Origin of the sequence: Geodermatophilus normandii (assembly GCF_003182485.1) — a bacterium.
GTDB classification, from domain to species: domain Bacteria; phylum Actinomycetota; class Actinomycetes; order Mycobacteriales; family Geodermatophilaceae; genus Geodermatophilus; species Geodermatophilus normandii.
Genome location: NZ_QGTX01000001.1, coordinates 2,024,417 through 2,049,533 on the forward strand (window position 1 = coordinate 2,024,417; position 25,117 = coordinate 2,049,533).

Annotated in this window: 20 protein-coding genes; 13 read left to right on the plus strand and 7 right to left on the minus strand. The window is 76.4% G+C overall.

Annotated features, from left to right (window positions below):
- The first annotated feature begins 1 nt into the window (after nt 1).
- The 4 genes from JD79_RS10070 to JD79_RS10085 all read left to right on the plus strand — a co-directional run bounded on the left by JD79_RS10070 (nt 2) and on the right by JD79_RS10085 (nt 4,566).
- Nucleotides 2-913, plus strand: a complete 912-nt coding sequence (locus tag JD79_RS10070; RefSeq protein WP_110005397.1) for an ABC transporter ATP-binding protein — start codon at nt 2-4, stop codon at nt 911-913.
- Nucleotides 910-1,746, plus strand: a complete 837-nt coding sequence (locus JD79_RS10075) for an ABC transporter permease (protein WP_110005398.1) — start codon at nt 910-912, stop codon at nt 1,744-1,746. The genes JD79_RS10070 and JD79_RS10075 overlap by 4 nt, the downstream gene beginning before the upstream one ends.
- A 25-nt stretch (nt 1,747-1,771) precedes the next feature.
- Complete coding sequence (locus tag JD79_RS10080; RefSeq protein ID WP_110005399.1) at nt 1,772-2,851, plus strand: adenosine deaminase; 1,080 nt, start codon at nt 1,772-1,774, stop codon at nt 2,849-2,851.
- Between the two features lie 233 nt (nt 2,852-3,084).
- On the plus strand, nt 3,085-4,566 hold the full coding sequence (locus tag JD79_RS10085) for a DEAD/DEAH box helicase (RefSeq protein WP_110005400.1): 1,482 nt from the start codon (nt 3,085-3,087) through the stop codon (nt 4,564-4,566).
- A gap of 159 nt (nt 4,567-4,725) precedes the next feature.
- Here the strand turns inward: JD79_RS10085 and JD79_RS10090 are convergent, their stop codons facing one another.
- From JD79_RS10090 to deoC, 4 genes are read right to left on the minus strand one after another with little or no spacing between them, the layout of a single operon-like run.
- The gene (locus JD79_RS10090) at nt 4,726-6,279 is read right to left on the minus strand and encodes a hypothetical protein (RefSeq protein WP_110005401.1); all 1,554 of its coding nucleotides are present in this window, start codon (nt 6,277-6,279) and stop codon (nt 4,726-4,728) included.
- A 55-nt stretch (nt 6,280-6,334) separates the two neighbouring features.
- Nucleotides 6,335-7,201, minus strand: a complete 867-nt coding sequence (locus JD79_RS10095) for an aldehyde dehydrogenase family protein (RefSeq protein ID WP_110005402.1) — start codon at nt 7,199-7,201, stop codon at nt 6,335-6,337.
- A complete protein-coding gene (locus JD79_RS10100) occupies nt 7,201-8,643 on the minus strand; it encodes an aldehyde dehydrogenase family protein (RefSeq protein ID WP_110005403.1) in 1,443 nt (480 codons plus the stop codon). The genes JD79_RS10095 and JD79_RS10100 overlap by 1 nt, the downstream gene beginning before the upstream one ends.
- Before the next feature lies 1 nt (nt 8,644).
- Nucleotides 8,645-9,640, minus strand: a complete 996-nt coding sequence (gene deoC, locus JD79_RS10105; protein WP_110005404.1) for a deoxyribose-phosphate aldolase — start codon at nt 9,638-9,640, stop codon at nt 8,645-8,647.
- A 79-nt stretch (nt 9,641-9,719) separates the two neighbouring features.
- Between deoC and JD79_RS10110 the strand changes: the two genes are divergently transcribed.
- The 5 genes from JD79_RS10110 to JD79_RS10130 all read left to right on the plus strand — a co-directional run bounded on the left by JD79_RS10110 (nt 9,720) and on the right by JD79_RS10130 (nt 13,394).
- On the plus strand, nt 9,720-10,823 hold the full coding sequence (locus JD79_RS10110) for a calcium:cation antiporter (protein WP_211307921.1): 1,104 nt from the start codon (nt 9,720-9,722) through the stop codon (nt 10,821-10,823).
- 31 nt (nt 10,824-10,854) lie between these two features.
- A complete protein-coding gene (gene upp / locus JD79_RS10115; protein WP_110007598.1) occupies nt 10,855-11,478 on the plus strand; it encodes a uracil phosphoribosyltransferase in 624 nt (207 codons plus the stop codon).
- A gap of 1 nt (nt 11,479) precedes the next feature.
- Nucleotides 11,480-12,370 carry a Gfo/Idh/MocA family protein gene (locus JD79_RS10120; RefSeq protein ID WP_110005406.1) on the plus strand — a complete coding sequence of 297 codons (891 nt, stop codon included), beginning with the start codon at nt 11,480-11,482 and terminating at the stop codon, nt 12,368-12,370.
- 115 nt (nt 12,371-12,485) lie between these two features.
- A complete protein-coding gene (locus JD79_RS10125; RefSeq protein WP_146220419.1) occupies nt 12,486-12,986 on the plus strand; it encodes a DUF805 domain-containing protein in 501 nt (166 codons plus the stop codon).
- A gap of 144 nt (nt 12,987-13,130) precedes the next feature.
- Nucleotides 13,131-13,394: a hypothetical protein gene (locus JD79_RS10130; protein ID WP_110005407.1), complete on the plus strand. Its 264-nt coding sequence runs from the start codon at nt 13,131-13,133 to the stop codon at nt 13,392-13,394.
- A 98-nt stretch (nt 13,395-13,492) separates the two neighbouring features.
- Here the strand turns inward: JD79_RS10130 and JD79_RS10135 are convergent, their stop codons facing one another.
- Nucleotides 13,493-15,130 carry a phospho-sugar mutase gene (locus tag JD79_RS10135; protein ID WP_245899988.1) on the minus strand — a complete coding sequence of 546 codons (1,638 nt, stop codon included), beginning with the start codon at nt 15,128-15,130 and terminating at the stop codon, nt 13,493-13,495.
- On the minus strand, nt 15,127-15,927 hold the full coding sequence (locus tag JD79_RS10140) for a purine-nucleoside phosphorylase (RefSeq protein WP_110005408.1): 801 nt from the start codon (nt 15,925-15,927) through the stop codon (nt 15,127-15,129). Before JD79_RS10140 ends, JD79_RS10135 begins: the two co-directional genes overlap by 4 nt.
- 115 nt (nt 15,928-16,042) lie before the next feature.
- Here JD79_RS10140 and JD79_RS10145 point away from each other — a divergent pair, with 115 nt between their 5' ends.
- Both JD79_RS10145 and JD79_RS10150 read left to right on the plus strand, forming a co-directional pair.
- A complete protein-coding gene (locus tag JD79_RS10145) occupies nt 16,043-17,521 on the plus strand; it encodes a peptidase M16 family protein (RefSeq protein WP_110005409.1) in 1,479 nt (492 codons plus the stop codon).
- A 111-nt stretch (nt 17,522-17,632) separates the two neighbouring features.
- On the plus strand, nt 17,633-22,075 hold the full coding sequence (locus JD79_RS10150; RefSeq protein WP_110005410.1) for an nSTAND1 domain-containing NTPase: 4,443 nt from the start codon (nt 17,633-17,635) through the stop codon (nt 22,073-22,075).
- A gap of 152 nt (nt 22,076-22,227) precedes the next feature.
- Here JD79_RS10150 and JD79_RS10155 read toward each other — a convergent pair whose 3' ends face one another.
- The gene (locus JD79_RS10155; protein WP_110005411.1) at nt 22,228-22,464 is read right to left on the minus strand and encodes a hypothetical protein; all 237 of its coding nucleotides are present in this window, start codon (nt 22,462-22,464) and stop codon (nt 22,228-22,230) included.
- Between the two features lie 158 nt (nt 22,465-22,622).
- Between JD79_RS10155 and JD79_RS10160 the strand changes: the two genes are divergently transcribed.
- Both JD79_RS10160 and JD79_RS10165 read left to right on the plus strand, forming a co-directional pair.
- Nucleotides 22,623-23,828: a glutamate--cysteine ligase gene (locus JD79_RS10160; protein WP_110005412.1), complete on the plus strand. Its 1,206-nt coding sequence runs from the start codon at nt 22,623-22,625 to the stop codon at nt 23,826-23,828.
- Nucleotides 23,825-25,084: an amidohydrolase gene (locus JD79_RS10165; RefSeq protein ID WP_110007601.1), complete on the plus strand. Its 1,260-nt coding sequence runs from the start codon at nt 23,825-23,827 to the stop codon at nt 25,082-25,084. Before JD79_RS10160 ends, JD79_RS10165 begins: the two co-directional genes overlap by 4 nt.
- The last annotated feature ends 33 nt before the right edge of the window (nt 25,085-25,117 follow it).

Sequence of the window (25,117 nt, forward strand, 5' to 3'; positions counted from 1 at the left end):
CGTGCAGCAGGACTCCCTCCTCCCCACCACTCGCGGGCTCGCGGCGGTACCCGGGAGGGAGCCGGACCCGGACGCGGCCATCTCCGTCCGGGGGCTGGTGAAGCGCTACGGCGCCGCGACCGCCGTCGACGGCCTGGACCTCGACATCCGGCGCGGCGAGATCTTCGCGCTGCTCGGCCCCAACGGCGCCGGCAAGACGACGACGGTGGAGATCTGCGAGGGCTTCCGCGACCGGGACGGCGGCGAGGTCCGCGTGCTGGGCACCGACCCGGCCACCGGCGGGCGCCGCTGGAAGGCGCAGCTGGGGATCGTCCTGCAGTCCGGCGCCGGCGACAGCCAGCTGACCTGCCGCGAGCTGCTGCGCGCCCAGGCGTCCTACTTCCCCGACCCGCGCGACCCCGACGAGGTGCTCGAGCTGGTCGGCCTGACGGAGAAGGCGCGGTCGCGGGGCCGGTCGCTCTCGGGCGGCCAGCGCCGCCGGCTCGACGTGGCGCTGGGCATCGTCGGCCGCCCGACGCTGCTGTTCCTCGACGAGCCGACCACCGGCTTCGACCCCGAGGCCCGGCGGCAGTTCTGGTCGCTGATCCGCTCGCTGCGCGACCTCGGCACCACGATGCTGCTGACCACCCACTACCTCGACGAGGCCGAGGCGCTGGCCGACCGCGTGGGCGTCATCGCCCGCGGCCGGCTGGCGGAGGTCGCCGTCCCCGCGGAGCTGGGCGGGCGGGGCCGGGCACCGGCGGTGGTCACCTGGAGCGAGGACGGCGTGCGGCGCTCCGAGGCCACCGCGACCCCGACGGCGTTCGTCCGCGACCTGGCCACCCGGTTCCCCGGCGAGGTGCCCGACCTGGCGGTGGCCCGGCCGACCCTCGAGGACGTGTACCTGCAGATGATCGGGGAGGACCGCGCGTGAGCGCCGCCACGACAGGGACGACGACGGGGGACCGGACCGCGCTGCCCTCGCTGTCCGCCGTCTACCGATCCCGCGCCGGGGTGGAGCTCAAGGAGTTCTTCCGGCAGCGCGAGTCGGTGGTCTTCACCCTGGTCTTCCCCGTGCTCCTGCTCGTCGTGTTCGGGGCGGTGCTCGACTACGACCTCGGCAGCGGCGTCACCTTCACCCAGTACTTCGTCGCCGGGGTGATCGCCGCGGGCATCCTCGGCGCGAGCCTGCAGAACATGGCGATCTCCATCGCCACCGAGCGCGCCGACGGCACGCTGAAGTCGCTCTACGGCACGCCGATGCCGCGCAGCGCCTACTTCGTCGGCAAGGTCGTGCAGGTCCTCGCCGTCACCGTGCTGATCATCGCGATCCTGCTGCTCGTCGGCGTCGTCTTCTACGACGTGGACCTGCCCTCCGGGGCCGACTGGCCGACCTTCGCCTGGGTCACCGCACTCGGCGCCGCGGCGTGCACGCTGCTGGGCATCGCCGTGTCGAGCCTGGCGCGCAACGGCCGGTCGGCGTCGGCCACCGTCACGCCGATCGCGCTGGTGCTGCAGTTCATCTCCGGCGTCTTCTTCCAGTTCAGCCAGGTGCCGGTCTGGATGCAGACGGTCGCCTCGTTCTTCCCGCTCAAGTGGATGGCGCAGGGGCTGCGCTCGGTGTTCCTGCCCGACGCGCTCGCCGCCCAGGAGCCCGCGGGCACCTGGGAGCTCGGCCGGGTGGCCCTGGTGCTGGGCGCCTGGTGCCTGGCCGGCCTGGTGCTGTGCGTCCTGACCTTCCGCTGGCAGGAGCGCGGCACGCGGTGAGGAGGCGGCTGTATACCGTCTCGGGGTGCCTGCACCGCTGACTGCCGACTCGATCCGCCGCGCTCCCAAGGTCCTCCTGCACGACCACCTCGACGGCGGGCTGCGGCCGCAGACGGTGCTCGAGCTCGCCGACGAGACCGGTTACCGCGACCTGCCGGCCGGCGACGCCGCGAAGCTGGGCACCTGGTTCCAGGAGGCCGCCGACTCCGGCTCGCTGGTGCGCTACCTGGAGACGTTCGCGCACACGGTCGGCGTGATGCAGCGGCCCGAGGCCGTGCGCCGGGTGGCCCGCGAGTGCGCGCTCGACCTCGCCGCCGACGGCGTCGTCTACGCCGAGGTCCGCATGGCCCCCGAGCTGCTCACCGCCGGGGGGACGCCGATCGAGGAGGCCGTGGAGGCCATCCTCGACGGGTTCGCCGCCGGGAGCGCCGACGCCGCGGCGGCGGGCACGCCGATCCGCGTCGGCTCGCTGCTGTGCGCGATGCGCCAGGACGACCGCTGGGAGGAGGTCGCCGGCCTCGTCGTCCGGTACCGCGACGCCGGCGTCGTCGGGTTCGACCTGGCCGGGCCCGAGCTCGGCTTCCCGCCCGACCGGCTCCCGGGTGCCATCGCGCTGCTCGACCGGGCCGGCGCGCACCGCACCGTCCACGCGGGGGAGGCCGCCGGCATCGACAGCATCCGCGCCGCCCTCGACGGGGCCCGCGCGGAGCGGCTCGGCCACGGCGTCCGCATCGCCGACGAGGTGCCCGAGGGCGGCCCGCTCGGCCCGGTGGCGCAGCGGGTCCTCGACGAGGGCGTGCCGCTGGAGGTGGCGCCGTCGTCGAACGTGCAGACCGGCGCCTACCCCTCCCTCGCCGAGCACCCGGTCGCCCGGCTGCACGCGCTCGGCTTCGCCGTCACGGTGAACACCGACAACCGGCTGATGAGCGGCGTGTCGGTGACCAGCGAGCTCGCCGACGTCGCCGCCGTCCACGGCTGGGGCTGGGACGACGTCCAGACGGTGACCGAGCGGGCGCTGGCCGCGGCCTTCCTCGGCGACGCCGAGCGCACCCGCCTGCTCACCGAGGTCGTCCGGCCGGGGTTCGAGGCCCTGCGCGCGGGGTGATCACGGCCACCGCGGGAGCCGGAATGGCGGCGTGAGCTGCGCTGCTACCGTGGAGGTGCCGGCACTCGCCGGACATCCTCCCGGACGGTCCGTCCGGGCATGAGCGCATCCGTGCAGGCCGACCGCCCCGTCCGGGCCGGTGGCCGCCGTGAGGACGCCGAGCCCTGTCGCAGGGGTGGCGCCCGCCCACCACCACGGGACGCGCCCGAGCTGTATCGGAGTCCCACACCCGCATGTCCTTGATCGACCCCGTCGACGTCGTCGACACCCAGCTCGACACCCAGATCGACCCCGAGAACACCCCCGCGCCGGCTCCCGAGCCGACCGGTCCCACCTTCGCCCGGCTGGGCCTGCCCCAGCCGCTCGTCACCGCCCTCGAGCGGCGCGACATCCGGGCTCCCTTCGCCATCCAGACCTCCGTCCTGCCCGACGCGCTCGCCGGGCGGGACGTGCTGGGCAAGGCCGCCACCGGCTCCGGCAAGACGCTGGCGTTCGGGCTGCCGATGCTGGCCCGCCTGGGCCTCACCGCCCGCCGCGGCCCGCGCGCCCCGCGCGCGCTGGTCCTCGTGCCCACGCGCGAGCTGGCGCAGCAGGTGTCGGACAACCTGGCCCCGCTCGGCCAGGCCATCGGCGTCCAGTTCGCCACCGTCTACGGCGGCGCCTCGATGTACCGCCAGATCACCCAGCTGCGCCGCGGCGTCGACGTCGTCGTCGCCACCCCCGGCCGGCTGCAGGACCTGATCAGCCAGGGCGAGGCCACCCTCGCCGAGGTCGAGATCAGCGTCATCGACGAGGCCGACTTCATGTCCGACCTCGGCTTCCTCCCCGTCGTGCAGGAGCTGCTCGACCAGACCCGTCCCGACGCCCAGCGGCTGCTGTTCTCGGCCACGCTGGACGGCGAGGTCGACAGCCTGGTCCGCCGCTACCTCAAGGACCCGGCGCGGCACGAGGTCAAGCGCGCCGGCGACGACGCCCCGCCGGCCGAGCACCTCGCCTACACCGTCGCCTTCCGCGACAAGGTGCCGGTGACCCAGGAGCTGGCCGCGCGCCCGGGCCGCACGATCGTCTTCGCCCGCACCCAGCTCGGCGTCGACCGGCTGACGGAGAACCTGCAGGCCGTCGGCATCAAGGCCGAGGCGATCCACGGCGGGCTGCCGCAGTCGGCCCGGCGGCGGGCGCTCGAGGCGTTCACGGACGCCCGCAGCCCCGTGCTCGTCGCCACCGACGTCGCCGCACGCGGCATCCACGTCGACGACGTCTCGCTGGTCCTGCACTACGACCCGCCGGCCGACCACAAGACCTACCTGCACCGCTCGGGCCGCACCGCCCGCGCCGGCGCCGCCGGTGTCGTGGTCTCGCTGCTGCTGCCCGACCAGGTCGGTCAGGCCAAGCGGCGGTTCCGGCAGGCGAAGGTCGACCCGCGCGTCGACCGCATCCGGCCCGGCGACGCCCCGATCACCGACCTGGTGGCCAGCGGCGTGCCGGTCGAGCCGGTCGAGCGGCCGGCCCGCGAGTCGCGCCGTCCGCACGGCGGCCCCGGCGGCCGGCGTCCGCGCCGCGACGGCGACCGTCCCCGCCGCCCCTACGGCGAGGGCGACCGCGGTCGCCGGGACGACCGCCCGCGTCGTCCCTCCGGTGAGCGCGACCGCTACCGCGGTCCCGGTGAGGGCTCCCGCGGCGGGCGGTCCGACCGTCCCGCGCCCGCGCGCGACTGAGGAAGGACCCCGTCCTCCCCACCCTTCGCACGCTCAGGGCGGGATCCGGGACGGGACCGACGGCACAGCGGCCGGCCCCCGGGACTCCCGGGGGCCGGCCGCTGTGCCGTGCGGGGTCCGCTCGTGCTCTGCCTCCACCCCGTGGGCAGAGCACGGGCGTCAGGAGCGGAAGACCAGCGCCCCGCTGACCTGCGCGACGACCTCGTCCCACGCGGCCCGCAGCGGGGCGGCGTCCTCGGCGCGCAGCGTGGCCCCGGGCTCCCGCTCGGCGCGCGCCACGGCGCGGCCCAGCGGCTCCGTGGGCGCCAGCAGCTCGTCGACACGGGTCAGCCCCGCGTACTCGGCGACGTCGCGCACGCCCTCGACCGGCTGGGCGAACGCCCGGTGGTCGACCAGGCCCGCGGCGCCGTCGGCGACCTCCGCGAGCACCTCCGACAGCTCGGTGAGGTCGTAGCGGTCCTGCTCGGCCGGCAGCGGCATCGTGTCGGTGTCGGCGACCTCCGGCCAGGACGCGATCTCGGTGAGGTCGTGCTGCTCGTCGCCGGCGCAGAACCGGGCGAGGTCGGCGGGGGTGTCGAACAGGTAGACCTCCCCGTCCCGGCCGAGGAAGCGGGCGACGTCGTCGACGTAGCAGCGCAGGGTGACACCGGCGCCCTCGGGGACCACCAGCTCGACCGGCAGGATGCCGACGGCCTCCCAGAACTCCGCGGCCGCGGCCACGGCGGCGGGGGTCGCGGTGATGCGGCTGCCGCCGCGGATGGTGCTCACCCCGGCGGTCGCCGCCTCCTCCGGCGCGGCCGCCGTGGAGCCGGCGGCCGGCCGGTCGCCCGAGCCGTCGGAGCCGCGCGCGACGGTGGCCTCCGCACCGCGGGTCGTGGCGCCGCGGGTCGTGGCGCCGCCGGTCGTGGCGCCGCCGGCGACGGGCGCCGCGTCGGCGTCCTCGTCGGGGACGTCGTCGTCCTCCACGTCCTCGTCGCTCGCCGACGGGTAGGCCTCGAGGGTGGTGGTGCCGGCGCCGGTCCAGTCCAGGTGCGCCGACAGCTCCTCGATGACGTCCTCCCAGAGGTCGTCCAGCGCGCCGCCGACGCCGATCCACGCGTCCTCGCCGGAGCGCCCGACGAAGGCCTCCACCCCGAGGCCGAGCGACCCGATCTCGGGCCGGGCCACGAGCTCGGCCAGCGCGGGGAACTCGGTCTCGTCGTCGTCGGCCAGGTCCTCGTCGGCGTCCTCGTCGGTGTCGGCGTCGGTGTCGGCGTCGGTGTCGGCGCCCGCGTCCCGGGACGAGCGGGCCGGGGTCACGCCGTCCTCGTCCTCGACGCCGGCGGTGTCCAGGCACTCGGCCAGCCGGCTGACGATGTCGATGGTGGCCGCGAGCTCCTCGACGGCCCACCGGTCGGGGTTCTCGGCGGCGATGTCGTAGACGCCGTCGAGGTCGTAGCGGTGGTCGTCGTCGGGCGTCAGGTCCTCCGCGCCGAGCCCGGTCACGACCGGCCAGACCGGGTGGTCGGCGAGGTCGTGGTCGGTGCTGGTACGGCAGAAGGAGGCGAGCGCGGCGGGGGTGGGGAAGAGGTGCACCGTGGCGGTCTCCCCCTCGGAGGTGCCGAGGAAGGCCTGCCACTCCTCGCCGTCCTCCTCCCACGGCGGTGCCCACAGGGTGTACCCCGTGCGGTCGTCGACGGTGAGCGCGATGGGGACGATGCTGGGCCTGGGCACGGCCCCATCCTGCCCGGTCCGCCTGGGAGCGCACCCCCAGGCGGCCGGACGGTGCTCAGACGCCCTTGGGGTGCCAGACGGTCTTCGTCTCCAGGAACCGCGTCATCCGCCCGGTGCCCGGGTCGGCGGTCCAGTCCGGCTCCTCCGCCGGCGGGCGCAGCACCCGCTTGATGCTGCCGGCCGCCAGCCGCTCGAGCTCCAGGGCCCGCCCGGCGGGGGCGCCGGTGAGGTCGACGGCGTCGACGTCGTCGTGCTCGGCCAGCCACGGGCCGATCTCGCCGGCGTCGCCGGTGAGCAGGTTGACCACGCCGCCGGGGACGTCGCTGGTGGCCAGCACCTCGCCGAGGGTGACCGCCGGCAGCGGCCGCTCCCGCGACGTCACCACGACCGCGGTGTTGCCGCCGGCGAGCACCGGCGCGAGCACGCTGACCAGGCCGAGCAGCGACGAGCGCTGCGGCGCCAGGACCGCGACGACACCGGTCGGCTCGGGCAGCGAGAAGTCGAAGAACGGCCCCGCGACGGGGTTGGCGCTGCCGAGCACGGAGGCCAGCTTGTCGGTCCACCCGGCGTACCAGACCCAGCGGTCGACGGCGGCGTCGACGGCGGCCCGCGCCCGGCCGGCCGACAGGCCCTCGCCCGCGGCCACCTCCTCGCAGAACTGCGCGTGCCGGCCCTCCATGACCTCCGCGACCCGGTAGAGCACCTGCCCGCGGTTGTAAGCCGTGGCCCGCGACCACTTCCCGAAGGCGCCGCGCGCGGCGACGACGGCGTCACGGGCGTCCTTGCGGGAGGCGTGCGCCGCGTTGGCGAGGAAGGTCCCCCGGGCGTCGGTGACCTCGTAGGTGCGACCGGACTCCGACCGCGGGAAGGCCCCGTTCACGTACAGCTTGTAGGTCTTGCGGACGGCCAGCCGGTCCGACATCAGGAGCTCTCCTTCAGGTAGGCGGCCAGGCCGTGCCGGCCGCCCTCCCGGCCGTAGCCGGACTGCTTGTAGCCGCCGAAGGGCGACGTCGGGTCGAACTGGTTGAACGTGTTGGCCCACACGACGCCGGCGCGCAGCCGGTCGGCGATCGCGAGGATCCGCGAGCCCTTCTCGGTCCAGATCCCGGCCGAGAGCCCGTAGGTGGTGTTGTTGGCCTTGGCCACCGCCTCGTCGGGGGTGCGGAAGGTCAGCACCGACAGCACCGGGCCGAACACCTCGTCGCGGGCGATGCGGTGGGCGGGGGAGACGTCGGTGAACACCGTGGGCGGGAACCAGAAGCCGCGGTCGGGCAGCTCGCAGGCCGGCTGCCACCGGTGCGCTCCCTCGGCCTCCCCGATGTCGGAGAGCTCCCGGATGCGGGCCAGCTGCTCGGCGGAGTTGATCGCGCCGATGTCGGTGTTCTTGTCCAGCGGGTCGCCCACCCGCAGCGTGCCGATCCGCCGCTGCAGCGAGGCGATGACCTCGTCGTGCACCGACTCCTGCACCAGCAGCCGGGAGCCCGCGCAGCACACGTGACCCTGGTTGAAGAAGATGCCGCGCACGATGCCCTCGACGGCCTGGTCGATCGGGGCGTCGTCGAAGACGATGTTGGCCGCCTTGCCGCCCAGCTCCAGGGTCAGCACCTTGCGGGTCCCGGCGACGGCGCGGGCGATCGAGCGGCCCACCTCGGTCGAGCCGGTGAAGGCGACCTTGTCGACGTCGGGGTGCTCGACCACGGCCCGGCCGGTGTCACCGGCGCCGGTGACGATGTTGACCACCCCGGGCGGCAGGTCGGCCTGGCGGCACACCTCGGCGAACAGCAGCGCGCTCAGCGGGGTGGTCTCGGCCGGCTTGAGGACGACGGTGTTGCCGGTGGCCAGCGCCGGCGCCACCTTCCACGCCAGCATCAGCAGCGGGAAGTTCCACGGGATGACCTGCCCGGCCACCCCGTGCGGGCGCGGGTCGGGGCCCAGGCCCGCGTACCCGAGCTTGTCGGCCCAGCCCGCGTGGTAGAAGAAGTGCGCCGCGGCCAGGGGGACGTCGACGTCGCGGGACTCGCGGATCGGCTTGCCGTTGTCCAGCGACTCCAGGACGGCGAACTCGCGGGCCCGCTCCTGCAGGATCCGCGCGATCCGGAACAGGTACTTGCCGCGGTCGGCGGGGCGCATCGGCCCCCACACGCGGGTGGACGCGCGGCGGGCGGCCCGCACGGCGCGGTCGACGTCGGCCTCGGTGCCCACCGCGATCTCGCTGAGCACCTCCTCGGTGGCCGGGTTGACCGTCTTCATCGGCTCCCCGGAGCCGTCGACGAACTCGCCGTCGACGAACAGGCCGTAGGACGGCGCGACGTCGACGATCGACCGCGACTCGGGGGCGGGGGCGTACTCGAAGAGCTGTGACACGTCAGTCCACCGATACGTGGTCGGGGCCGGAGTAGTGGCCGGTGCGCAGCTTCTGCCGCTGCAGGAGCAGGTCGTTGAGGAGGCTGGAGGCGCCGAAGCGGAACCAGTCGGGGGAGAGCCAGTCGGGGCCGACGGTCTCGTTGACCACCACCAGGTGCTTGACCGCGTCCTTGGTGGTGCGGATGCCGCCGGCCGGCTTGACGCCGACCTGGCGGCCGGTGGCGGCGCGGAAGTCGCGGACCGCCTCGAGCATCACCAGGCAGACCGGCAGCGTGGCGGCGGGGGACACCTTGCCGGTGGAGGTCTTGATGAAGTCCGCGCCGGCCAGCATCGCCAGCCAGGAGGCGCGGCGGGCGTTGTCGTAGGTCACCAGCTCGCCGGTCTCGAGGATCACCTTGAGGTGCGCGGCCCCGCACGCCTCCTTCACCGCGACGATCTCCTCGAACACCTCGAGGTAGCGGCCGGAGAGGAAGGCGCCGCGGTCGATGACCATGTCGATCTCGTCGGCGCCGTTGCCCACGGCGTCGCGGACGTCGGCGAGCTTGACCTCCCGGCTGGCCCGGCCGCTGGGGAAGGCCGTGGCGACGGCGGCGACGTGGATGCCGGAGCCCTCGAGCGCCTCCACCGCGACGCCGGCGAGGTCGCCGTACACGCAGACGGCGGCGACCGCGGGGGCGGTGGGGTCGGTCGGGTCGGGACGGCGGGCCTTGGCGGCCAGCGAGCGGACCTTGCCGGGGGTGTCGGCGCCCTCGAGCGTGGTCAGGTCGACCATCGAGATGGCGGTGTCGATCGCCCAGGCCTTGGCCGTGGTCTTGATCGAGCGGGTGCCGAGGGTGGCGGCGCGCTGCTCGGCGCCCACCTGGTCGACACCGGGCAGGCCGTGGAGGAAGGCGCGGAGGGCGGCGTCCGAGCGGGTCACGTCGTCGAACGGCGCTCCGGACCCGGGGGCGGGCCGGGTCCCGGCCTCGAGGGTCCCGGGGTCGAGCACGTGGGTCATGCCGCCATCCTCCCAGTGCGATCGGCCACTCCGGGACCACGGTCGACCGGGGGTCCCCCCGCCCGTGGGAGCGTGGGGCGTGGGCACGACGACGAGACCGCCCCGGCTGAGCTGGACCACCGTCGCGCCGGTGCTGGCGCTCGTCGTGCTCGCCCTCTCCTGGGGCCGCGACCCCGGGCCGGTGCTCGTCGTCGTGGTGGCCGCCGCGCTCGTGGGCGCGGTGCTGGCCGCCGTCCACCACGCCGAGGTGGTCGCCCACCGGGTGGGTGAGCCGTTCGGGTCGCTGGTGCTCGCCGTCGCCGTCACCGTCATCGAGGTCGGGCTGATCGTGACGCTGATGGTCTCCGGCGGGGACGAGGCCGCCTCCCTGGCCCGGGACACCGTCTTCGCGGCGGTGATGATCACCTGCAACGGCATCCTGGGCCTGTCGCTGCTGCTCGGGGCGCTGCGGCACGACGTCGTCGAGTTCAACCGGGAGGGCGCCGGCGCGGCGCTGGCCACCGTCCTCACCCTCGCGGTGATGTGCCTGGTGCTGCCCACCTTCACCACCAGCCGGCCGGGGCCGGAGTTCTCCACGGCGCAGCTGACCTTCGCCGCCCTGGCCTCGCTGGTGCTCTACGCCGCCTTCGTGGTCACCCAGACGATCCGGCACCGGGACTTCTTCCTGCCGGTGAGCCCGGGCGGAGCCGTGCTCGAGGACGAGGACGCGCACGCCGACCCCCCGTCGTCGCGGGCGGCGCTGACCAGCCTCGGCCTGCTGGTGGTGGCGCTGGTCGCCGTCGTCGGGCTGGCGAAGGTGGAGTCGCCGGCCATCGAGGACGGCGTGGCCGCCATCGGGTTCCCGCAGTCGTTCGTGGGCGTGGTGATCGCCCTGCTGGTGCTCGCGCCGGAGACGCTCGCGGCCGCCAACGCCGCCCGGCGCGACCGGCTGCAGACCAGCCTCAACCTCGCGCTCGGCTCGGCGATGGCCAGCATCGGGCTGACCATCCCGGCGATCGCGGTGGCCACGATCTGGCTGGAGGGGCCGCTGCTGCTCGGCCTGGGCTCCACCCAGATGGTGCTGCTCGCCGTCACCGTCGTCGTCGCGGTGCTCACCGTCGTGCCCGGCCGGGCGACCCGGCTGCAGGGCGTCGTCCACCTGGTCCTGCTGGCCGGCTTCCTCTTCCTCGCCGTCGCGCCCTGAGCGGGGGAGTCCGACCGATACGGTGTCGCGCGTGCAGTTGACCGTCGTGGACCACCCGCTCGCCCGTGCCCGCCTGTCGCGCATGCGCGACGAGCGCACCGACAACGCCGCCTTCCGCGCGGCGCTGCGCGAGCTGACCCAGATGCTGGTCTACGAGGCCACCCGCGACCTCGAGATCGCCGAGGAGCCCATCACCACCCCGGTGACGACGACGACCGGCTACCGGCTGGCCGCGCCACCGCTGATCGTCCCGGTGCTGCGGGCGGGCCTGGGCATGGCCGACACGGCGCACGGGATGCTGCCGGAGTCGCAGATGGGCTTCGTCGGCCTGGCGCGCAACGAGGAGACGTTCCAGCCCGAGGCGTACATGGCCTCGCTGCCGGAGTCGCTGGTCGGCCGGCACGTGTTCGTCCTCGACCCGATGCTGGCCACCGGCGGCTCGCTGGTGCACTGCTGCACGCTGCTCACCGACCGCGGCGCCACCGAGATCACCGTGCTCTGCACGCTGGCCGCGCCGGTCGGCCTGGAGCGCCTGGAGCAGAGCGGGCTGCCGCTGCGGGTCTTCACCGCCAGCGTCGACCAGGGCCTCAACGACAAGGCCTACATCGTCCCCGGCCTCGGTGACGCCGGCGACCGCCAGTTCGGCGCGGTCTGACGTGCGCTTCGCCGTCCTGGGCACCGGTCACTGGGCCCGCACGGTGCACGCCGCGGCCATCGCCGCGCACCCGACGGCCGAGCTGGCCGGGATCTGGGGCCGCGACGCCGCGAAGGCCGCCGAGGCCGGCGCGGCGTTCGACGTCCCCGGCACCGACGACCTCGCCGCGCTGCTCGAGCAGGTCGACGCGGTGTCGATCGCCGTCCCGCCCGACGTCCAGGTGCCCCTCGCCGAGCAGGCGGCCGCCGCCGGCCGCCACCTGCTGCTGGAGAAGCCGATCGGGCTCACCGTCGCCGAGGCCGACCGGGTGGTGGGCGCGGTGCGGTCCGCGGGCGTCGCCTCGGTCGTGTTCTTCACCTTCCGGTTCCAGACCGCGACGACGACCTGGCTGGCGCAGGCGGGCCGGACCCGGCTGGCCGGCGGCGCCGCCTCGTGGCTGTCCGCGCTGGCCGGCAGCCCCTTCGACTCGGCCTGGCGCCGGCAGCACGGGGCGCTGTGGGACATCGGCCCGCACGCCCTGTCGCTGCTGGTCCCGGCCCTGGGCCCGGTGGTCTCGGTGCAGGCGGGCGCGGGGGCCGGCGACACCGTGCACCTGGTGCTCCAGCACGCCACCCCCGGCGTCGCCTCCACCGTCACGCTGTCGCACACCGTGGCGCCGCTGGCCACGGGCATCGAGTTCACCGTGCACGGGGACGCCGGCCGGCTGGTGCTGCTCCCCGACACCGAGAGCCCGGTCGCGTCGCTGTCCGCGGCGGTCGACGAGCTCGGCGCCGCGGCGCTCACCGGCGGCGCCCACCCCTGCGACGTCGGCTTCGGGCGCGAGGTCGTCGTCGTGCTGGCGACCGCCGAGCGGGCCCTGGCCTCGGGCTGCCGGGAGTCCGTCCCCGCCTGAGCCCGTCCGCAGGTCGGCCGCCAGTTCCGCACAACCGCCGTCCAAGGCCGCCCCGCCAGTCTCGGTCCCGACGTCCTGGAGCCCCGACCGCGGGCCGGACACGGGAGAGAACGACATGAGCGAGTACTCGTACCTCGGCTACGGCAACGGGAACGGCCACGGCGGCCGCACCGCGCCGGGTCCGGCGATGGAGGGCAGCTGGTACGTCCGCCGCGGCCGGATCGACCGGCGCACCTACTGGCTGCACTACGCGCTGCCGCTGTGGGCGGCCAGCGTGGCGGCGATCTGGGCCGACCTCGCGCTGGGCACGGCCTTCTACCGGACGTCCTACGAGTCCTACGGCTACTACTCCTACAGCACCGGGACGAGCTTCGCGGGCGGGCTGTTCACCCTGCTGGTCACGTTCGCGCTGTTCGCGCCGTCGATCAGCGCGGCGGTGACCCGGCTGCACGACACCGGTCGCTCGGGCTGGTTCCTGCTGTGGGGCCTGGTCCCGATCGCGGGTCCGATCGTCCTGTTCGTGGTGGTCGGCTGCCTCCCCGGCGAGCCCGGCCGCAACCAGTACGACGGCGCCGCGTACCCGGGCCGGCGGGAGCCGCAGCTCGCGACCTGGTGACACCGGTCGACCGGACGGGCCAGCCCGGAGGGGTGCGGATCACCTCCTCCCGGCTGGCCCACCGGCGTCCGGTGGCCGACCTGGTCCCCGCTCGGCACGCGGGGCGACGTCGCAGGTGAGGGGCCCGTCCGGCACACTCCCGGCGTGATCGTCGCGCTGGTCGGGGCCGTCGTCCTGGCGCCCGTGGTCGTGATGGCCGACCTCCGGCGCTGGCGGCCGCTGCCGCTGCTGCTGTGGGTGCTCGCTACCGCCCTCGTCGTCACCTGGGTCCGGACCCTGGAGGAGGGCGAGGGGCAGGGCGTCCTCGCCGGGATCGGCTGGCTGGTCGCCGCCGGGGTCGCCGCCGGGCTGTCGGTGGCCGTCGCCCGCCGCGGCGTGCCGAAGCGGAGACCACGGCACGGGCGCTGACCCTCAGCAGCCGAGCGCGGCGACCACCGGCACCTCCGACGGCGGCAGCGCCGGCAGCCGCGGCCCGGAGACGTCGAGGACCGGCGCGCCGGCGTCCCCTACAGCCCCAGCGCGTGCGCCATCTCGCCGCGCAGCTGGTCGAGCTCGTCCTCGCCGCGGCCGCGGGCGGCGATCACCCCCGCGTCGTCGTGCACGGGGACGACCGTCTCCAGGTAGGCCTTGAGCTTGGGCTCGGTGCCGCTGGGCCGCACCACCACCCGGACGCCGTCGCCGAGCAGCCGGACGGCGTCGACCGGCGGGTCCTCGGTCAGCAGGTCGGTGGCGGTGACCGGGCGGCCGAGCAGCCGCGACGGCGGGTCGGCGCGCAGCCGCGCCATCGCCTCGGAGATGAGCGTGAGGTCCTCGACCCGCGCCGACAGCTGGCCGGTGGCGAACAGACCGTGCTCGCGCGCGAGCTCGTCGAGCCGGTCGACCGGCGTGCGGCCGGTGGCCTTCAGCTCGGCGGTGAGCAGGGCGACGGCGAGGGCTGCGGAGATGCCGTCCTTGTCGCGGGCCACCTCGGGGGTGACCGCGTACCCCAGCGCCTCCTCGTAGCCGAACACCAGCGGCTCGTCGTCGGTGCCGGCCCGGATGATCCACTTGAAGCCGGTGGGCGTCTCGGCGAACCGCACGCCGTGCGCCTGGGTGAGCGCGTGCAGCAGCGAGCCGCTGACCAGCGAGGACGCGTAGGTCCCCCGCACGCCGCGGCGCAGCAGCCAGTCGGCGAGCAGCGCGCCGACCTCGTCGCCGGTGAGCTGCCGCCCGTCGCAGACGACCGAGCAGCGGTCCGCGTCGGGGTCCTCGGCGATGGCGACGTCGGCGCCCGTGCGCCCGGCCAGCGCCAGCAGCAGGTCGACCGCGCCGGGCTCCTCCGGGTTCGGGAAGGCGACCGTCGGGAACGCCGGGTCGGGCGCGTCCTGCTCGGGCACGCTGACCGGCGGGGCGAACCCGGCGGCGGCGAACACCGCCCGGGTGGTGTCCGCGCCGACGCCGTGCATCGCGGTGTAGGCGACGGTCACGGCGGCGCGGTCGGCGGCCGGGACCCGGTCCGGCTGCAGCGCCCGCACGACGGCGGCCACGTAGCCGGCCGCGACGTCGTCGCCGAGGGTGGTCCAGTCGTCGGAGGTGGGGACCTCCCGCGCGGGGCCGACGGCGGCGATCGCGGCCTCGATCTCGCGGTCGGCCGGCGGCACGAGCTGGGCGCCGTCGCCGAGGTAGACCTTGTAGCCGTTGTCCTGCGGCGGGTTGTGGCTGGCGGTGACCATCACGCCGGCCACGCAGCCGAGCGACCGCACGGCCGAGGACAGCACCGGCGTGGGCAGCGGCCGCGGCAGCACCTGCACGGCGAAGCCGGCGGCGGCCAGCACCGCCGCGGTGACGCGCGCGAACTCGTCGGAGCGCCGCCGGGCGTCGAACCCGACGACGACGCCCCCGCCGCCGGAGCCGGCGGTGGTCAGCCACGTGCCGAGGCCCGCGGCGGCCCGGGTGACGACGGCGGCGTTCATGCCGGCCGGCCCGGCCCGCAGCGGCCCGCGCAGCCCGGCGGTGCCGAAGGTCAGCGGCCCGGCGAAGCGGCGCTCGAGCTCGGCGGTGTCGCCGGCCGCGACCAGCGCCTCGATCTCGGCGCGGTCGCCGGGGTGCGGGTCGTCGGCGGCCCAGGCGCGGGCGGTGTCGAGGAGGGCGTCGGGCAGGCTCACGGCAGCCGGCCGATGAACTCGACGAGGAACTGCCCCAGCCGCCCGGCCGCGGCCTTCCCCGCGGCGAGCACCTCCTCGTGGTCGAGCTTCTCGCCGGTGATGCCGGCCGCGGCGTTGGTGACCATCGACAGGCCCAGCACCTCGATGCCGGCGGCGCGGGCGGCGATCGCCTCGAGCGCGGTGGACATGCCCACGAGGTCGGCGCCGAGGGTGCGCAGCATGCGGATCTCGGCCGGGGTCTCGTAGTGCGGGCCCGGCAGCGCGGCGTAGACGCCCTCGGCCAGGTCGGGCTCGATCGAGCGCGCCAGCTCGCGCAGCCGGGCGGAGTAGAGGTCGGTGAGGTCGACGAACGTCGCCCCGACCAGCGGCGAGCGGGCGGTGAGGTTGAGGTGGTCGCTGATCAGCACCGCCTGGCCGACCCGGTGCTCGGGCGCCAGCCCGCCGGCGGCGTTGGTGAGGACGACGGTGCGCACGCCGGCCGCCGCCGCGGTGCGGATCCCGTGCACGACCGGCTCGACGCCGCGGCCCTCGTAGAGGTGGGTGCGGCCGAGGAAGAGCAGCACCCTGCGGTCGCCGACGCGCACCGAGCGCACCTGCCCGCCGTGGCCGACCGCCGTCGGGGCGGCGAAGCCGGGCAGGTCGCCGATGCCGACGGAGGCCGCGGGCTCGCCGAAGGCGTCGGCGGCGGGCGCCCACCCCGAGCCCATGACGACGGCGACGTCGTGGCCGTTCCCGAGGGCTGCGGTCAGGTCGGCGGCTGCTGCTGCGGCGGTGGCCGCGGGATCGGGTGCGTTCACCCGGCGACGCTAACGCAGCGCGCCGGCGTTCCCCGCCGCTGACCCATCCGTCCCAGCCGTCCCCGGCCGCGTGTCGGCCGGGGACGGCGGCGGTGCGCTCCCCGACCATGGCGCGGTGCAGCGAACGCGGATCGACGGCGTCCCGGTCTTCAGCGCCGGCGGGCGGGAGCGGACGACGGCCGCGCTGGTCTTCGGCGTGGGCCTGCGCGACGAGACGTTCGCGACCATCGAGGTCACGCACCTCGTCGAGCACCTGGCGATGGCCGCGCTGCCGCGCACGCACCTGCGCTGCAACGCCGTCACCGACGTCGACAGCACCGCCTTCTTCGCCACCGGCCGCCCGGCCGCCGTCGGCGCCTTCCTCGAGGGGGTCTGCCGGGCGCTGGCCGACCTGCCCACCGAGCGGATGGCCGCCGAGGTCGGCGTCCTGCAGGCCGAGGGCTGCAGCAGCGGCTCCTCCACGGTCAGCGCGCTGTGGGCGGCCCGCTACGGCCTGGCCGGGCCGGGGCTGACCGTCTCGGCGGGGCCGGGCGCCGAGTACCTGGACGAGGAGACCGTCCGGGCGCACGCGGCCCGCTGGTTCGTGCGCTCCAACGCCGCGCTGTGGTGTCACGGCCCGCTGCCGGAGGGGCTGCGGCTGCCCCTGCCCGACGGGCCGCGCCCGGTGCGCCGGCTGCCGGTGCCGCGCCCGCAGGACGGGCCGGTCTGGACGCACACCGACGCGCCCGGCGTCGGCCTGCTGCTGGCCGGCGACGTCCCCGCCGACGCCGCGCTGGCCCTCGGGGTCGACGTCGTGCAGGAGCGGCTGCGCGAGCGCGCCCGGCACGACCGCGGGCTGTCCTACGCGGTCGACTCCCTGACCCTCGACCTCGCCCCCGCCCGCCGCGAGGTGGCCGTCGTCGTCGACGCCCGGACCGGGCACGACGCCGAGGTGGCCGGGCTGCTCTGGGACGTCTTCGCCGAGCTGTGCTCCACCGGTCCGACGCCGGCGGAGGTCGCGCACGCCGTCGAGGGCCTCGAGGCCGAGCTCGACGACGAGGACGCCGTCGGCGCGGAGCTGGCCGACGCCGCGTACTGCGCGGCCACCGGGCTGCCGTTCCGCCCGGCCGCCGACACCCTCGCCGCCTGGCGCGCGGTCACGCCCGCGCAGGTCACCGCGGCGCTGCGCCGGGCCGAGCCGACCGCCGTCCTCGCCGTCCCCGACACCGCGCCGTGGGACGGGCCGGCCGGGGTCGCCCGCCGTCCGCTGTGCGGCACCCGCCCGGAGCTGCCGGAGGGCACGCTGTTCCGCCCGCCTCTGGTGCGCCGGCTGCTGGACCCGTCGGCGCGGGTGGCGCTGCTCGTCTCCGCCGAGGGCCTCGCGCACGCCGACGCCGACGGCGACGTGCACGGCATCCCCTGGTCGCGGGTCGAGGCCGTGGTCCCCTCCGACGACGGCCGCGGGTTCTCGGTGGTCGGGCGCGACCTGTGCTGCGTGCGCGTGCACCCCGACCTGTACGGCCCCCGGGCGGTCGCGGCCGTGCTGGAGCGGGCACCGGCCGCCGCCCTCCTCCGCCGGCCCGCGAGCGGGGCGCCGGAGTACGCCGCCGTCTGACGTCCTCACGGACGGGTACCGGACCGGTACGGCAGGACGGCGCCGCGCGAGGCGTCCGCGCCCCGCGCCGCTGCCCCGGATCCCGGCCGGGACCCGCCCTACCGTGACCCGGTGCGGATCGCGGTCATCGGACCGTTGGAGGTCCGGGGGGACGACGACGTGCCGGTGCCGGTGCCCGGCGCCAAGGAGCGGCTGCTGCTCGCCGTCCTGGCCGCCGGGGCGCCGGGGACCGTGTCCACCGACCGCATCGCCGACGTGCTCTGGGACGGCACCCCGCCGCCGACCGCCCGCAAGTCGCTGCAGGCGCACGTCGTCCGGCTGCGCAGCGCCCTGGAGCCGGGCCGCCCGCGGGGCTCCCCGGGGCGGTACGTCGCCCGCCGGGGGCCCGGCTACGCGCTGACCGTCGACCGGGCCGACCTCGACGCCCTGCACGCCGGTGACCTGGCCGCCCGCGGCCGGGCGCACCTCCTCGCGGGCGCACCCGCCGAGGCGGTCACCGAGCTCTCGGCCGCCCTGGCGCTGTGGCGCGGGGACCCCTACGCCGACTGGCCCGACGCGGGGTTCGCCGAGGGGGAGCGGCGCCGGCTGGCCGAGGTCCGCACCGGGGCCCTGACCGGGCTGCACGAGGCGCGGCTGGCGCTCGGGCAGCACGCCCTGGTGCTGCCCGAGGTCGAGCGGCTGGTCACCGAGGAGCCGCTGCGCGAGGACTGGTGGCGACTGCTCGTGCTCGCCCTCTACCGGGCCGGACGGCAGGCCGACGCGCTCGCCGCCACCCGCCGGGTCCGGGCGCTGCTGGCCGAGGAGCTGGGCGCCGCGCCCGGACCCGCGCTGCGCGGCATCGAGGCGGCGGTCCTCGCCCAGGACCCGGTCCTCGACCTCCCGGCGCCGCCACCGGCGGCACCGGACGGTCCGCCTCCCGGTGCCGCCCGCTGCCCCTACAAGGGCCTGGCCGCCTACCAGGCCGAGGACGCCCCGCTGTTCCGCGGCCGGGCGCGCCTGGTCGCCGGGCTGGTGGCCCGCCTCGTCGACGCGCCGCTGACCGTCGTGTCCGGTCCCAGCGGTGCCGGGAAGTCCTCGGCCGTCCGGGCCGGCCTCGTCCCCGCGCTCGGCGCCGGGGCACTGCCCGGCAGCTCGGCCTGGCGGCCCGTCGTCGTCACGCCCGGCCGCTGCCCCGTCGACGTCCTCGCCCCGCTCGCGGACGACGACGGGCCGGTGCTGCTGGTCGTCGACCAGGCGGAGGAGCTGTGGGCACCGGGCAGCGACCCGGCCGAGCGCACCGCGTTCCTCGACGCGGTGCTGGGACTGCTCGACGACGGGGTGGCCGCCCGCTGCGTGCTCGTCCTGCGCGGGGACGCGGTCGGCCGGCTGACCGAGCACGCGGGGCTCACGGCCCGGCTCGACGGGCGGGTCGTGCTCGTCCCGGCGTTCACCGACGCGGAGCTGCGGGAGGTCGTGCGGGAACCGGCGACGGCCGTGGGACTGACCGTCGAGCCCTACCTGGTGGAGGCCGTCGTGGCCGACGTCCTGGGCCGGCCCTCGGCCCTCCCGCTGCTGTCCACCGCGCTCGTGGGCACCTGGGAGCGGCGCCGCGACGGGACGCTCACCCTGGCCGGGTACCTGGCCGCCGGGGGCGTCGCCGGAGCCCTCACCCGCACGGCCGAGGCGGCCTGGGCGCAGCTCGACGCCCGCGGGCAGGCGCTGGCCCGCCGCCTGCTGGTGCGCCTGGCCGACGTGGGCGACGGCGGGGCGCTGGTCCGGCGTCCCGTGCCGCGTGCCGAGTTCGACGACGGGGACCCCGCCCGGCGGGAGGTGGTCGAGGTCTTCGTCGCCCGGCGGCTGCTCTCCCTCGACGGCGACCGGCTCGAGGTGGCCCACGAGGCGCTGCTCACCGCCTGGCCGCGGCTGGCGACCTGGCTGGAGGAGGACGCGGCCGGGCGCGCGGTGCGCCGGCGTCTCGGTCCCACCGCGCACGACTGGGACGCCGCCGGGCGCCCGGGCGACGAGCTGTACCGCGGTGCCCGGCTCACCGCCGCGCTGGACTGGGCCGACCGGCCCGACGCCGACCCGACGCCGGTCGAGCGGGCCTTCCTCGAGGCCTCCCGCGCCGCCGCCGACGCGGAGCTCGCGACGGCACACCGCCGCGCCGACCGCGAGGCGGCGGCCCGGCGGCGGACCCGCGGGCTGGCCGTCGGTCTCGCCGCGGTGCTGCTCGTGGCGCTGGTGACGGCGGGGGTGGCGGTCCGGGCACAGCGCGGCGCCGAGGTGCGGGCGGAGGAGGCCCGTCGAGCAGCCCTGGTGGCCGACGCCAACCGGCTGGCGACGCTCTCGACCCAGGCCGGACGGCTGGACCTCTCGCTGCTCCTGGCCGCCCAGGCCGTCCGGCTGGCCGGGACCCCGGACACCGAGGACCGCTTGTTGACCTCACTCGTCGAGCGCCGCCGTGTCGAGCGCGTGCTGCACACCCAGGGCGGACCCGTCGACGGGGTGACGGGCGGGGCGGCGCTGCTGCTGCAGGGGTCCGAGTGGTCGTGGTGGTCGCCGGGTGACCCGGCGCCCCGGGTGGTCCGGCACGGCGGTGACGTCCGGGGCGCGGGTGTCGTAGCCGGCTCGCCGACGGAGGAGCTGGCCGCCGTCGCCGGAGTCGACGAGCTGGGCGCCTGGCTGCGCCTGGTGACCGCGGAGACGGACGAGCGGCTCCTCCCCGACGACGCCCTCGACGGTCTCCCGGTCGGGATGGCCTTCACCCCCGACGGCCGGCGCATCCGCGTCGTCGTGGTGCGGCCGGGACCGGACCCCGCCGGCGGGAGCCGCTGGGGCGTCGTGGAGGTCGACCGGGACGGTGGGTCGGCCAGCGACCTGGCGGTCGGGGGCCCCGTGCCGTCGGGGGCCGACCCCTTCGCCGCGCGCGTCAGCTCCGACGGTGCCGCGGTGGTCACCTGGGCCCCGGGGTCCGGCCCGGCCGGCGAGGTCACGTTCACCGACCTGGCCTCGGCGCGCCAGGTGCCGCTGCAGGTGCCGCGGCGGACGGCGGCGACCGCGGACTTCCGGGCGTTCCCCTCAGGAGCTGCGCAGCTGTGGGCCGACGGGGCGGTCACGCTCTACGACCGGGACGGCGCGGTCCGGCAGCAGGTCGACGCCCACCAGGGCGGGGTGTCCGACGTGCAGCTGTCCCCGGACGGCTCGTGGGCGGTGACCGTGGGTGGTGCGCCCGGCGCGCTCCTGTGGGGCGTGGACCCGGTCACCGGGCTGTGGACGCAGCGCGAGGCGCTGAGCGGGCACCCGGGGGCCGTGACGTGGGCACGGATCGCCCCGGACGGGGACCGGCTGTTCACCGCGGCGCCGGACGACACCGTGGTCGTCTGGGACGTCCGGCCCGACGGGGGGTTCGGGAGCGTGTTCCCCGCGATGGCGGGGTGGTGGGTGGCCGGCCGTCCGGAGGTGGTGGACCCCGGCCGGCTCGCCGTCGTCCCGGTGCGCCGGCAGTCGGTCACGGGCGGCGGCACGGTCCTCGAACCCCCGGTCGACACCCGCGAGGTCGCGGTGGCGTTCCTCGACCCGGCCACGGGAGAGGTGCTCGAGGTCGTGCCCGTGGGGGAGCTGCCGGCCATGCCCGCCTACTCCTCCGTGGCCGGCCGGCCTCCCGTCCCCGTCTTCCCTCCCGTCTCCGTCGCCGTGAGCCCCGACCGGGGCCGTGTCGCCGTGACCAGCGGCCTGGCCGCCACCGTGGTCGACACGCGCACCCGGAGGCCGGGGAGCCCGATCCGGCTCCCGTGGAGGGGAGAGGTGGACGACGACGGGCGACCGCTGCCCGCCGCGGTGGTGTCCTGCGCCGAGTGGGCCCCCGACGGGTCGCACCTCTTCCTCTGCTCAGGAGCAGGCTGGGCCATCGAGGGCGGACCGGGACTCGCGGTCGTGGACGCCGCGACCGGCCGGGTCGAGAGCCGTCCGACGGGGATGAGCGACGCACGCGTGTCGGCCGTCAGCGCCGACGGCCGCCTCCTCGCCGTGGGCAGCGGGAGCCGGGCCGTGGTCCGGATCCTGGACGCAGACACGTTCGAGCTCGTGGACATCACACGGCTCGACGGTCCCGGCCGGATCGAGGACCTGGCGTTCAGCCCGGACGGGGAGCGCCTCGTCGTGGTCGACAGCACCGGCGTCGTCCAGGTCCTGGACACCGGACGTGGCGAGCCCGCGGGGGATCCGGTGCGCGTCGGGGTTCCCGTGCTCCAGGCCGACTGGCTCCCCGACGGGCGGACGGTGGCGGTCTCGGCCCTGGACGGGTCGGTCACCCTGGTCGGTGCCGAGCGCGGGCTGCTGCGCGGACCACCCCTGCCCGTCTCGAGCGGGACGGCGGAGAGCTCCCTGCACCTCCTGACGGCCGGTGACGAGCTCCTCGCCCTCAGCGGGCAGGACCCGGGTCGGCGTTATCCCCTCCGGCCGGAGGACTGGCTCGCCGCCGTCTGCGGGATGGTCGGGCGTGACCTGACCCCGGCCGAGTGGGAGCAGTACCTGCCCGGCCGGGAGTGGCGGCCCACGTGCACCGACCTCCCCTGAGCGGCGGACCGCCACGGGACATCGGGCTGCGCGCCGCCCGGCCTGCGGGGACCGGGGCGGCGAGGTGCGGCAGCACCGCCCACGACGACGACCGGGCGAGGACGCCGGGGGCGAGGGCTCGGCGGCGCGCGGTCGTGGACACGGGTCTCCTCTCACCTGTCGGGATCGGTGCACGCGGGCTGCGACAGGAGGGACAGCTCGTAGGCGTCGGAGAACACGCGCTGGCCGCCGTGACCGAGACCCGGCCACTCGAGGACCCGGCGGTGGAGCTGGCTGCAGGACGGGGTGCGGTCGTCGCCGGCGGGCGGATCGGCGACGGCCGCGGACGGGGCGAGGACGACGAGTCCCGCCGTCAGGGCGCAGAGGGCGGAACGGGTGCGGACGTTCATCGTGGGACCTCCCGGTGCGGTGCCGGGCTGCTCCCGGCGGGGCACCAGCGCACCCGGGGGCGGTTGCGGTGGGGGCCGCGACCGGTTGTGGCCCGGTTGCGGGAGGACGGCGCCGCTCTGAGGGGTGCGGAGCGCGCGATCTCCCTATCCTCGACAGCGTGCAGATCCCGTTCGCCTCCTCGGAGCGCTCCAGCCTGGGTGTGGAGTGGGAGCTGCAACTCGTCGACCGGCAGACACGGGAGCTGACCGCCGGCGCGATCGAGATCCTCGAGGAGATCCGCCCCGACGGCGCCGAGGAGCACCCGAAGGCCAAGCACGAGCTCCTGCAGTCCACCGTCGAGGTCATCACCGGCGTGTGCACCACCGTCGAGGAGGCCACCGCCGACCTCGCGGGCACCGTCGCCGAGGTCGCCGCCGCCGCCGACCGTCACGGCCTCGGGCTGCTGTGCGCGGGCACCCACCCGTTCACCGACTGGCAGACCCAGCTGATCTCGCCCAAGGAGCGCTACCTGCAGCTGGTCGAGCGGATGCAGTGGCTGGCCCGGCGGCTGCAGATCTTCGGCGTCCACGTGCACGTCGGCGTCCGCTCGCCGGACAAGGCGATGCCGATCGTCAACGCGCTCACCCAGTACGTGCCGCACTTCCTGGCGCTGTCGGCGTCCTCGCCGTTCTGGGTCGGCTGCGACACCGGGCTGGCCTCCTCGCGCAGCAAGGTCTTCGAGGCCATGCCGACGGCGGGGCTGCCGACCCAGCTGCCCGACTGGGGCGGCTTCGAGACCTACATGGAGACGCTGATCTCCACGGGTTCCATCGAGAGCGTGCGCGAGGTGTGGTGGGACATCCGCCCGCACCCGGGCTTCGGCACCGTGGAGCTCCGGATCTGCGACGGCCTGCCCACCCTCGAGGAGATCGGCGTCGTGGCCGCCTTCTCGCAGTGCCTGGTCGAGCAGTTCGACACCCAGCTCGACCGCGGGTACACGCTGCCCACACCGCCGAGCTGGATCCTGCGGGAGAACAAGTGGCGGGCGGCCCGCTACGGCCTCGACGCCGACGTCGTCGTGGACGAGAAGGGCACCGTGCGGCCGGTGCGGCAGGCGCTGCTCGACCTCGCCGAGGACCTCACGCCGACGGCCAGGCGGCTGGGCTGCGAGGCGGAGCTCGCCGGGGTGGAGCGGGTGCTCGCCGTCGGCGCCTCCTACCAGCGGCAGCGGGCCGCGGCGCTGGAGTCCGGCGGGGACCTGCGCGCCGTCGTCGACTGCCTGCTGGCCGAGCTGCAGAACGGCCTGCCCACCTCCGGCCCGGCCGCCGGCCCTGACGGTCCCGTCCCCGGCCCGGCGGCGTGTGCCGGCGGGCACGCCGCATGACACGGACTCCCGAGGAGCTGGCCGCCGGGCTCGACGCCTGGGTCGACGAGCACCTCCCCGAGCTCGTCGGTGTCCGCCGCCACCTGCACATGCACCCGGAGCTGGCCTACGCCGAGGTGGAGACGACGGCCTACCTCGAGCAGCGGCTCACCGAGGCCGGGCTCGCGCCGCACCGGCTGCCCAGCGGCACCGGACTGGTGGTGGAGGTCGGGTCCGGGTCGCCGACCGTGGTGCTGCGCGCCGACATCGACGCGCTGCCGCTGGCCGACCTCAAGGACGTCCCGTACGCCTCCACCCGCGAGGGCATGTGCCACGCCTGCGGGCACGACGTGCACACCACCGTCGCGCTCGGCGCGGTGCTGGCGCTGGCCGGCACGGACGACCTGCCCGGCACCGTGCGCTGCGTCTTCCAGCCGGCCGAGGAGACCGTCCCCGGCGGCGCCACGCACGTCCTGGCGGCCGGTGTCCTCGACGGCGCCTCGCGGGCGTTCGCGCTGCACTGCGACCCGGCGATCCCCGTCGGCACGGTCGGGCTGCGCACCGGCTCGATCACCGCGGCCTGCGACCGCATCGACGTCACGCTGACCGGTCCCGGCGGGCACACCGCGCGCCCGCAGCTGACCGTCGACCTGGTCGACGCGCTCGGCCGCCTGGTCACCGGCCTGCCCGGCCTGCTGTCGCGGCAGGTCGACCCCCGCGCGGGGTTCTCCCTGGTGTGGGGCGCGGTCAACGCCGGTGTCGCGGCCAACGCGATCCCGCAGCGGGGCACCCTGCGCGGCACCGTGCGGGTGCTCGACCGCGACGAGTGGAAGCGCGCCGAGGAGCTGCTGCGCCGGCTGGTCGAGCAGGTGGTCGCCCCCACCGGGGCCGACGTCGAGGTCGAGTACGTGCCGGGCGTCCCGCCGGTGGTCAACGACCCGCGGGCGGTGGCGCTGTTCCGCACGGCGGCGATGCAGACGGTGGGCGCCGAGAACGTCCGCCAGTCGCCGCAGAGCATGGGCGGGGAGGACTTCGGCTGGTTCGCCGACGTCCTGCCGATCGCGCTGGCCCGGCTGGGCACGCACGGCGGCGGCCCGCCGCTGGACCTGCACCGCGGCACCTTCGACGTCGACGAGCGGGCCATCGGCGTCGGCGTCCGGCTCATGGTGCGCACCGCGCTGCAGGCGCTGGCCGCCGACGCCGGCGGCTCCGCGCCCGCCGCCGGTGCGCCCGCTGCGGGCCACCCCGCGCGTCCGCGGTCCGGGGAGCGCCGGTAGAACGGTCCTCGACCGAGGATCCGATGCCGGGAG